This is a genomic window from Janthinobacterium sp. SUN118, from assembly GCF_030397695.1.
Taxonomy (GTDB): Bacteria; Pseudomonadota; Gammaproteobacteria; order Burkholderiales; family Burkholderiaceae_D; genus Janthinobacterium.
Map to the genome: position 1 here is coordinate 2,576,596 of NZ_JAPUBV010000001.1, position 12,806 is coordinate 2,589,401.

Genomic DNA, 12,806 nt, shown 5'->3' on the forward strand with positions numbered 1-12,806 from the left:
ATGGATAACGATAGCCGCGCCTGCGTGCTGTATGTGGACGACGAAGCGCTCGCCTGCAAGTATTTCGAGCGCGCCGTCGCCACGCGCTACCGCGTGCTGACGGCGCCCGGCGTCGATGCGGCGCTGGCCTTGCTGGAACAGCATGGCGGACACGTCGACGTGCTCGTGACCGATTACCGCATGCCGGACCGCCTGGGCAGCGAATTGCTGCAGGAAGTGGCGCAGCGCTACCCGCACATCGTCTGCATGCTGGTGACGGCGTATGCGGACAAGGACGTGCTGCTTGAGCTGATCAATGGCGGCACGGTGTTCCGCCTGCTGGAAAAGCCGCTCGACCTGAACGCCATGCACAGCGCGCTGCAGCTGGCCGTGCAGACGGGACGCGAGCGCACCGCGCGGCGCCAGGGCCTGGTGGCGATGCAGGAGTCGCTCGCTTTCCTGGCCCATGAATTGAATACGCCGCTGGCGGCCATCGCCAATTTTGCGCGCGGCATCGAGCGGCGCACGCAGTCGGCTGGCGCGCAACAGGCCGAGATCGGCGAGGCCGCCGCCCTGATGCATGGCAATGCCCGTTATTGCCTGTCCGTCCTGGCCAGCTTCATCGACACGGTGCGCCTGGCCAGTGCCGGGCCCGGCATGCAGGATGGACGCGGCGCCGGCAGCGCGCGCCAGTTGCTGGCGGCACTGCTCGACAGCTACCCGCTGAGCACGCAGCAGCGCGCCGCCATCACGGTCGAGGCCGGCGAAGACTTTGCCATCGCCGAGTCGCCCAATTGCGTGGCGCTGATCCTGTCGTCCGTGCTGGGCAATGCCCTGCGCTCGGCCGGCGAGCAAGCCCATCCGGCGATCAGCATCCGCATCGGTGCCGGCCACATCAAGGTGCGCGACAATGGCGCCGGCATCGCCCCCGAGATTGTCGAGCAGCTGTTGATCGACCCCGTCAGTGCCAGCAGCGATGCGGGCAAGGGCTGGGGCATGGTATTTTGCCACCGCATGATGCAATCGTTCGGCGGCAATCTCGACATCGCCACCGAGTTTGGCAGTTCCACCACGGTGACCCTGAATTTTCCAGTACATATAAGGAACGAGCATGATTGACGCCAATCTGCGTTTACCGGCTCAACGAGAGCCGGCGCAAGGCTTGCCGACGATACTCTATGTCGATGACGAGGCCAACGCCCTCAAATATTTCCAGCGCGCCATCGCGCCGCTGGCCGACGTGCTGACGGCCACCTCGGTCGAGGAGGGCAAGCGCATTCTCGACGAACAGGCCGACCGCATCGCCGTGCTCGTATCGGACCAGCGCATGCCCGGTGCCTATGGCAACGAGCTGCTGTCGTACGCGTGGGACCGCCATCCGCATATCGTGCGCATCCTGACGACCGCGTATTCCGAGCTCGAGCACACTGTGGAAGCCGTCAACCAGGGGCAGATCCACCGCTACATCCAGAAGCCGTGGGATATCGCGGCGCTGCGCATGGAGTTGAAACAGGCGCTGGAGCTGGCGCGGCTGCGCAACGAGCATGCGCAATTGCTGCGCGAAAAGCTGATGGTGCGCCAGCGCCAGGCGATCGCCAACCGCATCGGCACCCTGTACACGCTGTGCGCCAGCCTGGCCGGTCCGGAACAGCAGCTGCCCGTGGAAGCCTACCTGTCGGCGGCCTTGACGGCCGGCGTCACGCCGCCCGAGCCGGACTGGCTGTTGATGGATTATGCCGACCTGGTCAGTTCGGAAGCGTTCCGCGGCACGGCTTTTGCCGCCGCCGTGCGCCAGCAGCTGGAAACGCTCGAGCGCGAGCATCCGGGGCGCGGCGTCGAGCAGGCCATCGACATGCTGCAGCCTGCGTTTGGCGCGGCGCTGCAAAACCAGGCCGGCACGGCGCTGTTCCTCGATGGCCGCCTGTTGACGGAATTCCTTGAAACGCCCACCACCACGCCCGTCTCGGCCACCCATGCGTTCTGGCTGGCCAATCTGCTGTGGCTGGCGCGGCGCGGCTGGTCCTTGCAGCTCAGCAAGGGCGAACAGGGTTTGCTGGGCAAGGTGGTGCAAGCCGAACCGGCCCTCACGCCCGATCACCTGGCGGCGTGGATCGAACAGTTTTAAGCATGCGGTCCGCTTTCACCCGCCAGCGCGGCGCCGACGGCGTGCAGGCGGACCGTTTTCATGCGGTGGATGGCATATTTAATCTTCGAATAACTTTGTTTATTGCATCCCCCAATATAAAATAGGATTTTATTGTATTCATATTCAAATGAAACCTATTTTACTGAGCCTGATTTTTGCCCTGTCTTTTATTTCATCGCAAGCCCATGCCGAGGGTTCCATTATTGGCAAGGTCTCGGAAGTGCGCATTGATTCCGACGGCAAGGGCCTGGTGACATTTGTCGACGTTATCACGGGTACGCCGCCGGCGTGCGCCATTGCCGGTTATAACCATTCCCTGGCATTTGATGCCGCGACGGCCGGCGGCAAGGCCTTCTACGCCATGGCCTTGCTGGCCAAATCCAGTGACGGTGTTATTTTTGGCCTGGGAAAAGGCACATGCGTGACCTACGGTGTCGTCGAGGATGCCAATATTCTTTTCTTGAAATGACGAGCATCGGGTTTTCTGGATAAAACATCCTGGCCGCTCCGTTACAGCAGTTGCCCGTGGCAGTGCCGCTGTCGGCGCTCCTGACGGCCGGCGGTCCGCTTTCATGCGGTGGATGGTATATTTAATCTTTGAATAACTTTGTTGTTGCATTTGCCAATATAAAATAAGGTTTTATTCTATTGATATTCAAATGAAACCTGTTTTGTTGAGTCTGGCTGTTGCCCTGTCTTTTATCCCGTCGCAAGCCCATGCGGAGGGCGCCATTATTGGCAAGGTCGCGGAAGTGCGCATCGATTCCGATGGCAAGGGTCTGGTGACCTTTGTCGATGTCGTCGTCGGCACGACGCCGGCGTGCGCCATTGCCGGTTATAACCATTCCATGTCATTTGATGCGGCGACAGCCGGCGGCAAGGCGATGTACGCGCTGGCCTTGCTGGCCAAATCCGGCGGCGCCACGGTTTATGGCCAGGGCAAGGGCACTTGCGCGATTTACGGTGTCGTCGAGGACGCCAGTATTCTTTTCCTGAAATAATAAGCGCAAGGGCATTCCCATGTGAATGCCTTTCCACTTGGATGCTTGCTGGGCCCGTCGGCAGGCGGCGCCATGCACCTGCCTGCATGGATATGCAAGGGCCGCGCTTCCAGCCGTCATCCCAAAAGAACAGGGCCGCGCAGGCCCTGTCTGTCATGGGGCAGACACGATTTACCGTTCCGCCGCCGCCTTCAGGTTGTTCAAGCCCTTTTCGAAATCCTTGCCGATCATGGTATCCATGCTGACGAACACGGTCATGACCTTGCTGACGTAAGGGCTGGGGCCCGTCATGGTCCAGTTCACCTTCGTGCTGTCGCCCTCGGGCGTCATGGTGAACGTGGTGGTGTTATGGCTTTCGAACGGTTTCAGGAAGTCCAGCTTGATGACGGTGCGCTCCGGTTGGGCCGCTTCCGTGATTTCCATGCTGCCGGCGCCCACCTTGTCATTGCCTTGCCACGCATATTGCGCGCCCAGGCCGCTGGCCGGGCCCGTAAACGTGCGGCGCATGGCCGGATCGAGCTTTTCCCACGGCGACCAGGCGGCCCAGTAGTGGAAGTCCGTGATCAGGGCGGCGATCTTGTCCGGCGGGGCCTTGATGGTGATTTCGCGCTGGACACTGAATGTGTCGGGCTTGGTGGTGGCATAGCCGAGGATGGCGGCGACGATGACGACGATCAGCAACAGGGTTTTTTTGATCATATGCTCTCCAAATCTTGAATGGTCGATGCGAACGAATCAAGGCAATCTTAGCAGATATGAATGGCTGTGCGCTGCATGTTGGCCTTTATTTGCGCTAGCTCGCCGCAAGGCCGCTTGCCGCCTCGCGGACGGGCGCACGGCAGGTTTGTGGTGCGGGCCTATCCTCCGCTAGAATGCTGGCCTGCAAAGATTTCAACTAGGGAAATATGATTCAAGGAACGATCGCCAGGCTGACCCTGGCGTGCGGCATGCTGGCTACGGCCTTTGCCGCGAACCTCGCTTACGCCGCCGCTTGCCCCGCGCATTACGTCGATGGCCGCAGGCCGGAAATCACCAACCCCAAGCTGGAAGTGGCCACCAAGGAACTGTGCTACAACGTGTTTGGCGTGATGCACTCGGGGATTACCCGCACGCCGCTGTGGTCGGCCGAACATTTGACGGCGAACAACCTGGAAGCGGCGCAGGACTTGTCGCGTGAAAACTCCTTCCATGCCGAGCGCAAGCTGCCGGCGGCCCAGCGCGCCGAGCTGGCCGATTATGCGCGCAGCGGCTTCGACCGTGGCCACATGGCGCCGAATGGCGACATGCCGGACCGCCAGAGCCAGCGCGACAGCTTTACCCTGGCCAATATGGTGCCGCAAGACTCGCGCAACAACCGCTATGTCTGGGCCGGCATCGAAGGCGCCGTGCGCAAGATGGCGAAGAAGGAGGGCGACCTGTACGTGATCACGGGACCGGCCTTTATCGGCGGTAATTTGCGCAAGGTGGGCAGGGTGATCGTGCCCAGCCACCTGTACAAGGCCGTGTACAGCCCGCGCCAGCGCGCCGGCGCCGCCTACTTCATTGAAAACGTGGATACCAAGAGCTATGAAGTGCTGAGCATTGCGCAACTGGAAGACAGGATAGGCATCGATCTGTTACCGTCGCTGACGCGGCAGCAGAAGTTGCGCATGCTGAGTTTGCCGAAGGTCAATAGCAAGTCCAGGAAATAATCTGATTGAGAGGAAATGCCATGTGCGCAAAGAAATTCGTTCCCTACGCCAATGAAAGCGATGTGCTGGAAATTGGCAGCCTGACGGTCGAGAACCGCATCGACCGCATCAGCATCAGCGGCGACATCGACCTGACCCTGGACAAGCCGGGCCTGGCCCTGGCAAAACAGCTGCAAAAGCTGCTGGCCGACGTCGTGGCGCAACTGGAAAAGCAGGACTTGCCGGACCAGCTGCCGCCGCCCGAAGTGACGTCGGTGGCCAATCCGTTCGAGTGAGGCGGGCCTGCTCCTGCGGCGCCCGGGTGGTGCGGGAGCAGTCAACAGCCTATGCCGTGGGCGGGAAAGGGCGGATAATAGCGGCTAATTCATTAATGCACAGGTTTGTTATCCCCCATGGAAATTAAAGTCAACTTTCTCGACAAGCTGCGTCTCGAAGCCAAGTTCGATGATTTTACGGTCATTGCCGACCAGCCCATCCGTTACAAAGGCGATGGCTCGGCGCCGGGCCCGTTCGATTATTTTTTGGCCTCGTCGGCCCTGTGCGCCGCGTATTTCGTGAAGTTGTATTGCGATACACGCAATATTTCCACCGAACATATCCGCCTGTCGCAAAATAATATCGTCGACCCGGAAAACCGTTACCAGCAGATCTTCAAGATCCAGGTCGAATTGCCGGCCGATATCTCCGCCAAGGATCGCCAGGGCATCCTGCGTTCGATTGACCGCTGCACGGTGAAAAAAGTGGTGCAGACGGGCCCCGAGTTCGTGATTGAAGAAGTCGAGAACCTCGACGCCGATGCCCAGGCCCTGCTGACCCTGAATGCGGCGCCGGGCGCGAGCACCTATATCACCGGCAAGGATTTGCCGCTGGAACAAACCATCGCCAATATGTCGGGCCTGCTGGCGGGCCTGGGCATCAAGATTGAAATCGCGTCGTGGCGCAACATCATTCCCAATGTGTGGTCGCTGCATATCCGCGATGCCCATTCGCCCATGTGCTTTACCAACGGCAAGGGTGCGACTAAGGAAAGCGCGCTGGCCTCGGCCCTGGGCGAGTATATCGAGCGCATCAGCAACAACCATTTCTATGCCGGTTCGTTCTGGGGCGTAGACATCGCCAACGCGCCGTTCGTGCACTATCCGAACGAGCGCTGGTTCAAGCCTGGCCGCAAGGATGCCTTGCCGGACGGCATTCTCGATGCATACAGCCTGGACATCTACAATCCCGATGGCGAGCTGCGCGCCTCGCACCTGGTCGACACCAACTCCGGCAATGCCGAGCGCGGCATCTGTTCGCTGCCGTATGTGCGCCAGTCGGATGGCGAGGTCGTGTACTTCCCGTCGAACCTGATCGAAAACCTGTATGTCAGCAATGGCATGAGCGCCGGCAATACCCTCGTCGAAGCGCAGGTGCAATGTTTGTCGGAAATTTTCGAACGGGCCGTCAAGCGCGAAATCCTCGAAGGCGAGATCGCCTTGCCCGACGTGCCGCAGGAAGTGCTGGCGAAATATCCTGGCATCCTGGCCGGCATTCAGGGCCTGGAAGAGCAGGGCTTTCCCGTGCTGGTGAAGGATGCGTCGCTGGGCGGCACCTACCCCGTCATGTGCGTGACCTTGATGAATCCGCGCACGGGCGGCGTGTTTGCCTCGTTCGGCGCACACCCGAGCCTGGAAGTGGCGCTCGAGCGCAGCCTGACGGAATTGCTGCAGGGCCGCAGCTTTGAAGGCCTCAACGACCTGCCGCAGCCCACGTTTGCCAGCGAAGCCGTCACCGAGCCGAACAACTTTGTCGAACATTTCATCGATTCGAGCGGCATCGTATCGTGGCGCTTTTTCAGCGCGAAAGCCGATTACGATTTTGTCGAGTGGGATTTTTCCGGCCACGGCGACGACTCGAATGCCGAGGAAGCGGCGACCCTGTTCGGCATCCTTGCCGACATGGGCAAGGAAGTCTACACGGCCGTGTATGACCAGCTGGGCGCCACCGCCTGCCGTATCCTCGTGCCCGGTTATTCGGAAGTGTATCCGGTCGAGGATTTGATCTGGGACAATACCAACAAGGCCTTGCTGTTCCGCGCCGACATCCTGAACCTGCATCGCCTGGACGAGGCCAGCCTGGAAGACTTGCTCGAGCGCCTGGAGAACAGCGAGCTGGACGAGTACGGCGACATCGCCACCCTGATCGGCATCGAATTCGATGAAAATACGGTGTGGGGACAGTTGACGACGCTGGAATTGAAACTGCTGATCCAGCTGGCCTTGCAGCAATTCGAGGAAGCCAAGGAGCTGGTGGAAACCTTCTTGCAGTACAACGACAACACGGTCGAGCGCCGGCTGTTTTATCAGGCCTTGAACGTGGTGCTGGAGGTAGTGCTCGACGACGAGCTGGAACTGGACGATTACGCGGTCAATTTCCGCCGCATGTTTGGCAACGAACGGATGGACGCCGTGCTCGGTTCGGTGGACGGCAGCGTGCGTTTCTACGGCCTGACGCCCACCAGCATGCAGCTGGAAGGGCTGGACCGGCACCAGCGCCTGATCGATAGCTTCAAGAAACTGCACGCGGCGCGGGCCAGGGCGGCGGCCATCGGCTGACCGCCGCTTCATACACGGGTTCAAGCCTGAGCGGCCATGCTGCGCCGGACCAGGTTTGAACCGCGTTTCTTCCCGTCTTATTTGGCGAACGCCTGCGCCGCAGGCGTCACCGTCACCGCTTCCGGCTTGATGTTGAGTTTCATGGCACCGATGACCTTGTCTTCGGCTAGCAGCGCTTGCGGCTTGTTGCCATCGTACTTGATGGGCGAGTAGGCGTCGCTGACGAGCTTATCCTTCAGGCCGGCCGCATCCTTGGCGATCACCACCACGGACAGGTTCTTTGCCGACAGGTGCTGCTGGATGGCGCGGTTGACGTCGGCCACCGTCAGTTTCGACAGGCCATCACGCATCAGCTTGGTGAACTCGGGCGTGCCATACCATTGCGAGTCGAGCGCGTAACCGAGCTGCTGGTCCTGCGTCGAGGTCATGACGAATACGTTCTTCATCAGGTAGTCGCGCGTGGTGGCGAACTGTTCCTGCGTCAAGCCGTTGTCGACCAGCTTGCCCAATTCCGTCAGCGCTACGCGCAGGGCGAAGTGGGCGTTTTCTGGCGCCACGGGGCGGATCCAGATTTCGAACAGCTGCGCCTTGCGGCCCAGGTTCGGGTTCGGGAAGAACTGGTACATGCCGCGCGGGAAGGCTTCGATGTAGGCATAGTCGCCATAGTTCATGCCGCGGATTTCACGGATGCGCTGGTACAGGTAGGAATTCGAGGCGCGGTGTTCGCCCAGCCAGGTCTTCACCAGCCACAGGGCGGGGAAGTCCGCGTGCGTGCGCGTCACCTCGAGCGGCAAGCCGAAGGAAATGGCCGTGGCGCGCGTGTTTTTCTCGATGATTTCCACTTCCAGGCCGTTCGCCTTGCGGCCCACGGGTTTCACCGTGGCCGGCAAGCCGGGACCGGCCGGCAGCTTCGCCAGCGCCTGCGTCAGCGAAGCCGTCATGGCGTCCGAGACGTCGCCGGAAATGCCCACCTTCACGGCGCCTTGCGCATACGCCGTCTTCCAGAACTGTTTCACGTCGTCGAGCGTGATGGCGTCGATGCCGGCCACGGTGCCCAGCACCGGGTGGCCGTACGGCGTGCCCGCGTAGACATTCGTCTGCAGCCGCTCCTTGGCGAACTCTTCCTCGTTATTGTCCTTCAGGTCCAGCAGCAGCGCGTTCTTCTGCGCATCTTTCAGGCGGCGGAAGTCGTCCTCGCGGAAACCGGGCGAGAGCAGCAGCGGCAGGGCGATGTCGCTGAACTGGGTCCAGTTATCCTTGTGGATGGAACCGGTAAACGTCGTCATTTCCTTGTCCGCCTGTTGCGTAAAGCTGCCGGCCAGCGGGAACAGGGCCTGGTTGACTTCGTCGATCTTGCGCTCGGACGAGCCGCCCGACGCCACCATGGCGGCCGTCAGCGCGGCCAGGCCTTCCTTGCCTTGCGGATCGTGCGCAGAGCCGGCCGTAAACAGCAGCTTGTAGCGGATTTGCGGCAGCGCGGACTTTTGCACCAGCACGTCGAACTTCGCGTTCGGGGCGGCTGGCAGCAGGCTGGCCAGTTTCGGCACGCTGGCGATGGCGGCCGGCATGGCTTCATGCGACAGGGTGGTCAGCACCAGGCCGTCGTCGTTCAGGTATTTGCGCGCGGCCGCCTGCAGGTCGGCCGGGGTGAGCGAGTCGATCAGGCGGTAGTACTGGTTCAGGGTGGCATACGAACGGTCGAAATGCACGAACGAGGCCAGGGTGCCGGCGATCTGCTCGGTATTGTCGAGGGTGCGGATCAGGCCGTATTTTTCCGCCGACTTGGCGTCCGCCAGGTCTTTCTCGCTGACGGGCGTCTCGCGCAGCTGCGCCACGGTGGCGAGGATCGCGTCGCGCACGTAGACGGCGTCGGCGAGGTTTTTCACGCGCGCGCCCAGCACGGCCAGGGTCGGGTCGACCCGGTCCGGCGTCATGTCGAACAGCTGGTCGACCTTTTGCTCGTTCTGCACCAGGCGTTTATACAGCGGCGAGGTGCGGCCGAACGACAGCGACAGCAGGGTCGCCAGCGCCGCCTGGTCCTTGTCCTTCACGGAAAACGCCGGCGCATGGAAGCCGACGGCCACCCATGGCAGGGTCGGCGTAGGCCAGGCCACGTGCTTGTAGACGGGGCCATGCGGTGCCGGTTCGACGGGCACGGCTGCCTGCCGCTTGCCGCGCTGCCAGCCGCTCCAGTATTTTTCCACCAGTGCGATGGCGTGCTGCGGCTCGACGTCGCCGGCGATGATGATGGTGGTGCGTTCCGGGCGGTACCAGCGGTCGAAGAAGATCTTCGAGTAGGCATACTGGTTCGGCATGTCCTCGATGTCCTGGATGAAGCCCATCGTCGTGTGCTTGTAGGTATGCGTCGTGTAGGCGCTGTCGCGCATCACTTCGAACAGTTTCGAGACGGGATTGGCGCTGTTCTTGTTGTATTCGCCCAGCACGGCCCGCGATTCCGTCTTGAACGCGTCTTCCGCATAGTCGAGGTGCTGGAAGCGATCCGCTTCCACCTTCAGCACGGTTTCCAGGTCGTCCTTGGCGAACGTCGTGTGGTAATTGGTCAGATCGTCGCTGGTGTAGGCGTTCTGGCGCGCGCCCGCCTTGGTGATGATGTCCTGGTATTTTTCGGGCGGATAGGCCTTGGTGCCGCGGAACATCATGTGTTCGAAGAAATGCGCGAAACCGGACTTGCCCGGCTCGACTTCATTGCGCGACCCCGTCTGCACGGGAATCTGCAGCGAGACGATGTTCGGGAAGCCGGTCGGCACGATGATGATCTTCAAGCCGTTGGCCAGGGTCTTTTCCGTGGCCTTGAACGGCAGCAGATCGGCCTTGCCGGCGGCGGCGCTTTTCGCAATGACGGGCTTGGCTGGCGCGGCGCCGGCCGTTTGCTGGGCCAGGCTGGACGAGGCCATGGCCGACAGGGCCAGGGCGAAAGCGGGGATGAAAACGGGCATGATTCTTGACACGAGGGCTCCTTCTTTTCTTGGAATGTGGAAAGTGCAACGCCGCAGCATAGAATATTCATGCCGCCGTGCATAGGGGGCAAGGCGTTTTGGCATGCAGCATGCAGGGGCGGCCCTGTCAGGGCAATGGCGCGAGCGGGCAAGGCATGCCGCTGGCGCGGACACTCACGTCAGCGTCGTCTCCGGCAAGCTGATGCGGTTGCGGCCCAGGTGCTTGGCGCGGTACAGGGCGCAATCGGCCGTGTGGATCAGCTGGCCCAGTTCCGTGCCGGCGCCGGGCAGGGCGGTGGCGGCGCCGATGCTGACGGTGACGCAGGCGCCGCCTTGCTTGCTGCGCGGCAGTTGCAAACGCTCGACGCGCTGGCGTATGCGCTCGGCCACGATGGCCGCGCCCTTCAGCGACTGGTTCGGCAGGATCACGGCGAACTCTTCGCCGCCATAGCGGGCCACCAGGTCGTTCGTGCGCATTTCGCTGGCGACGGCGCCAGCCACCTTGCGCAGGCACAGGTCGCCCCCCTGGTGGCCGTGGCTGTCGTTGTATTGCTTGAAATTGTCGACATCGACCATCAGCAGCGACAGCGCCTGCTGCTGGCGCTGGGCGCGCTGCCATTCGGCATGCAGGGTATCGTCGAAGCAGCGCCGGTTCGCCAGGCCCGTCAAGCCGTCGCGCGTGGCCAGGCGTTCCAGCTCCACGTGCGCGCGTTTTTCATCGGTCATGTCGCGCAGGGTTTCGACGACGGCGATCAGTTCGCCGGGATTGCCGTAGATGGGGCTGGCATCGACGGCCAGGTAGCGCCGGCGGCCCGTGCGCGGCATGTCGCACCAGTTTTCCGCGCACAAATTGTCGCCCGTGTTGCCGCGGTATTGCTGCTGCGCATACACGGCGTGCAAGTCGCCGCCGCGCCCGGCCAGCAGCAGGTCGGCCAGGGTGGGGCGCTGATCCGTGTAAAAGCAGCTTCCCGCCTCGCGCGTGCCCAGCACTTCGGCGGCCGGCACGCCCGTCAGCTGTTCGCAGGCGCGGTTCCAGATCATCACCTGGCCATGCACGTCGAGCACAAAGGTCGGCACGACCAGCAATTCCATCATTTTGACGGCGAAACCATGGGCGACACCATAGGGCGACTCGCTGGCCTGTGCGTGGCTGTCCGGCATGAAAGCATCCTTATCGGGCGTGGAATGGGGCTGGCTCGACCGCCATGATGCAGCGTGGCGGGTAAATGATGTTGATATTGAGCAATATTCTCAGGGATAGCCGGCACGTTCGTCCGGCGTGGCCGGCAGCGGCAGCGACAGGTGCAAGGTGGTGCCGCTATCGACGCCGCCGCGGCTGTCGATGCGCAGGGCGCCGCCGGCGCTGGCCAGGCGTTCATGCATGCCGGACAGGCCGCAGCCGAGGCGGGCGGCGGCGGGCATGCCGACGCCGTTGTCGCTGATGCGGAACTCCAGCGTGGCGGCCCGGCGGCGCAGCTGTACGCTGACGCGCGTGGCGTGCGCGTGGCGGGCGATATTGGCCAGCGCCTCCTGCAGCACGTGGTACAGCAGGATGGCGTGCGCGCCTGCCGCGCCCTCGGCCAGCGCGGGTTCGCACATGCACGCGCAGACGACGCCCGTATTGCGCGAAAAATCGGCCAGCAAGCCGTCGAAGGCTGACTGCAGACCCAGCTCGAGGGCGGGCGGGCGCAGGTCGTGGATCACGCAGCGCAGGGCGGCGATACTGAGGTCGACATTCTGCACGATCATGGCCAGTTTCTGCGCCAGCAGCGGCGTGGCGTCGCACGTGCTCGTCTGCAACATGCACAGGTCGATTTTCAGGGTCAGCAGATGCTGGCCCAGGTCGTCATGGATATCGCGCCCGATGCGCTGGCGCTCCTGTTCGCGCGCCTTTTGCTGCTCGCCGGCCAGCAGCGTGCGCTCGGCGTCCGCGCGCAGCTGCTCCTGCGCGTGCAGGCGCGCGGCCAGGCAGTGCTGGCGCCACAGCAGCAGCAAGGCCAGCGCGCCCAGCAGGACGGCGCAGACCGTCATCAGGTTCAAGGGCGTATTCACCTGCGCCAGCGATTCGTCGGCGTGGCCCGCATGCAGGGATGCGGCCGTGCCCGCAGCAAAGCAGGCAACAATGCCGAGGCGAACCGGCAGGCGTATGGCGCGTTGCATCATCTCCTCGCTCCCCGAATGTTTTCCAACAGGCAATGCTATTGCCTGAAAATATATTATCTTGTGTATATTTATATTGTCTAAACGCAAAAGCTCGGCAGATAGGCGCGCTGCTGTCGTTTTCCTGGCGGCCATGGCGGGCCATCCAGGCGCCGGGCGCGGCATTTGCACGGGAAGTGTCTGGGCGGCATATAATAGAGGGTTGTCAATCGGCTTTTGCGGTCCCGGCCCTGCGGTTAGCGCCGTGCGCGTCCGCATCCATGCGCCCGCCATGCGCG

Annotated in this window: 11 protein-coding genes; 7 read left to right on the forward strand and 4 right to left on the reverse strand. The window is 62.4% G+C overall.

The genetic code is table 11. The features are described from left to right. The 4 genes from O0880_RS11570 to O0880_RS11585 all read left to right on the forward strand — a co-directional run bounded on the left by O0880_RS11570 (position 1) and on the right by O0880_RS11585 (position 3,126). Positions 1–1,098 carry a hybrid sensor histidine kinase/response regulator gene (locus tag O0880_RS11570; protein ID WP_289886561.1) on the forward strand — a complete coding sequence of 366 codons (1,098 nt, stop codon included), beginning with the start codon at positions 1–3 and terminating at the stop codon, positions 1,096–1,098. Beyond that, the gene (locus tag O0880_RS11575; protein ID WP_071323481.1) at positions 1,091–2,104 is read left to right on the forward strand and encodes a response regulator; all 1,014 of its coding nucleotides are present in this window, start codon (positions 1,091–1,093) and stop codon (positions 2,102–2,104) included. Before O0880_RS11570 ends, O0880_RS11575 begins: the two co-directional genes overlap by 8 nt. A 148-nt stretch (positions 2,105–2,252) precedes the next feature. Further along, positions 2,253–2,594, forward strand: coding sequence for a hypothetical protein (locus O0880_RS11580; protein WP_289886564.1), 342 nt, complete (start codon positions 2,253–2,255; stop codon positions 2,592–2,594). A gap of 190 nt (positions 2,595–2,784) precedes the next feature. Then, positions 2,785–3,126: a hypothetical protein gene (locus O0880_RS11585; RefSeq protein WP_289886566.1), complete on the forward strand. Its 342-nt coding sequence runs from the start codon at positions 2,785–2,787 to the stop codon at positions 3,124–3,126. Positions 3,127–3,297: 171 nt separating this feature from the next. Here O0880_RS11585 and O0880_RS11590 read toward each other — a convergent pair whose 3' ends face one another. Beyond that, complete coding sequence (locus O0880_RS11590; protein WP_289886568.1) at positions 3,298–3,825, reverse strand: SRPBCC family protein; 528 nt, start codon at positions 3,823–3,825, stop codon at positions 3,298–3,300. A 206-nt stretch (positions 3,826–4,031) separates the two neighbouring features. Here O0880_RS11590 and O0880_RS11595 point away from each other — a divergent pair, with 206 nt between their 5' ends. The 3 genes from O0880_RS11595 to O0880_RS11605 all read left to right on the forward strand — a co-directional run bounded on the left by O0880_RS11595 (position 4,032) and on the right by O0880_RS11605 (position 7,411). Continuing rightward, entirely contained in the window at positions 4,032–4,817 is a 786-nt protein-coding gene (locus O0880_RS11595) for a DNA/RNA non-specific endonuclease (protein WP_289886569.1), read from the forward strand. Between the two features lie 20 nt (positions 4,818–4,837). Beyond that, on the forward strand, positions 4,838–5,092 hold the full coding sequence (locus tag O0880_RS11600) for a hypothetical protein (protein ID WP_071323486.1): 255 nt from the start codon (positions 4,838–4,840) through the stop codon (positions 5,090–5,092). A 117-nt stretch (positions 5,093–5,209) separates the two neighbouring features. Beyond that, positions 5,210–7,411 carry an OsmC domain/YcaO domain-containing protein gene (locus O0880_RS11605; protein WP_289886570.1) on the forward strand — a complete coding sequence of 734 codons (2,202 nt, stop codon included), beginning with the start codon at positions 5,210–5,212 and terminating at the stop codon, positions 7,409–7,411. Positions 7,412–7,488: 77 nt separating this feature from the next. On the opposite strand, the gene O0880_RS11610 is transcribed toward O0880_RS11605, so the two are convergent. The 3 genes from O0880_RS11610 to O0880_RS11620 form a co-directional block, all read right to left on the reverse strand. Further along, positions 7,489–10,380 (reverse strand): pitrilysin family protein, encoded by a 2,892-nt coding sequence (locus O0880_RS11610; protein WP_289886571.1) that lies wholly within the window; start codon positions 10,378–10,380, stop codon positions 7,489–7,491. A gap of 162 nt (positions 10,381–10,542) precedes the next feature. Beyond that, positions 10,543–11,529, reverse strand: coding sequence for a diguanylate cyclase (locus O0880_RS11615; RefSeq protein WP_289886573.1), 987 nt, complete (start codon positions 11,527–11,529; stop codon positions 10,543–10,545). A gap of 90 nt (positions 11,530–11,619) precedes the next feature. Beyond that, positions 11,620–12,531 carry a sensor histidine kinase gene (locus O0880_RS11620; RefSeq protein WP_289886575.1) on the reverse strand — a complete coding sequence of 304 codons (912 nt, stop codon included), beginning with the start codon at positions 12,529–12,531 and terminating at the stop codon, positions 11,620–11,622. Between the last annotated feature and the right edge of the window lie 275 nt (positions 12,532–12,806).

What these genes read in the sequence shown, in the direction of transcription:
- O0880_RS11590 (WP_289886568.1), bottom strand. Translation starts at nt 3,825, where the DNA reads ATGATCAAAAAAACCCTGTTGCTGATCGTCGTCATCGTCGCCGCCATC.
- O0880_RS11580 (WP_289886564.1), top strand. Translation starts at nt 2,253, where the DNA reads ATGAAACCTATTTTACTGAGCCTGATTTTTGCCCTGTCTTTTATTTCA.
- O0880_RS11605 (WP_289886570.1), top strand. Translation starts at nt 5,210, where the DNA reads ATGGAAATTAAAGTCAACTTTCTCGACAAGCTGCGTCTCGAAGCCAAG.
- O0880_RS11600 (WP_071323486.1), top strand. Translation starts at nt 4,838, where the DNA reads ATGTGCGCAAAGAAATTCGTTCCCTACGCCAATGAAAGCGATGTGCTG.
- O0880_RS11570 (WP_289886561.1), top strand. Translation starts at nt 1, where the DNA reads ATGGATAACGATAGCCGCGCCTGCGTGCTGTATGTGGACGACGAAGCG.
- O0880_RS11620 (WP_289886575.1), bottom strand. Translation starts at nt 12,531, where the DNA reads ATGATGCAACGCGCCATACGCCTGCCGGTTCGCCTCGGCATTGTTGCC.
- O0880_RS11615 (WP_289886573.1), bottom strand. Translation starts at nt 11,529, where the DNA reads ATGCCGGACAGCCACGCACAGGCCAGCGAGTCGCCCTATGGTGTCGCC.
- O0880_RS11585 (WP_289886566.1), top strand. Translation starts at nt 2,785, where the DNA reads ATGAAACCTGTTTTGTTGAGTCTGGCTGTTGCCCTGTCTTTTATCCCG.
- O0880_RS11575 (WP_071323481.1), top strand. Translation starts at nt 1,091, where the DNA reads ATGATTGACGCCAATCTGCGTTTACCGGCTCAACGAGAGCCGGCGCAA.
- O0880_RS11595 (WP_289886569.1), top strand. Translation starts at nt 4,032, where the DNA reads ATGATTCAAGGAACGATCGCCAGGCTGACCCTGGCGTGCGGCATGCTG.